The sequence below is a fragment of the Vibrio sp. 1401 genome, assembly GCF_033340295.1.
On the sequence record NZ_JAWOWF010000749.1, the window covers coordinates 1 to 542 of the forward strand.

At 47.0% G+C, this 542-nt stretch carries 1 pseudogene; it reads left to right on the forward strand.

What is annotated here, in order from left to right:
• Positions 1 to 542, forward strand: a pseudogene (gene calR / locus R7Z77_RS27940) (LysR family transcriptional regulator CalR); the annotation flags it as partial.

The window sequence follows — 542 nt, forward strand, 5'->3', positions numbered from 1 at the left end:
TATTTGCAGCCCATGTGACATGCGCTTTGCTCCAAAAATCATGGCGAAGATTAATCAACAAGCGCCAAACGTTCAGCTACATCTAGACGCGGAATTTGACCGTCTTCTTTCTGAGCGCATGCGTTACCAAGAAATCGACTTCGTGATCGATTACGCTCGTTTTGATGAGCAAGGTTTCTCAAGCACAGAAATCTTCAAAGATGAATTGGTGGTTATCGCTTCGAAAACGCACCCACGTATTCAAGGTGGCGTAAGCGCCGAGCAGCTAATTAACGAAAAGCACGCGAAACTGTCTAAAGTTCACGGTCAACGTAGCTTCTCTGAGCAGGCGTACCGCGAGCTTGACTGCCAAGCTGCGTACGAAGGTTCAAGCCTAAGCAACTTGCTTTACGTTGTTAGCCAATCTGAGTTAGTGACTATCGCACCACGCTGGATGGCGGAAAATGCGGTGAACAGTGACCAACTGCAGATTCTAGACTTCCCATTTGCGAACAAAGAAATCAGCGGCTTCCTTAGCTGGCATGAATCAAGTGAAAAAGACA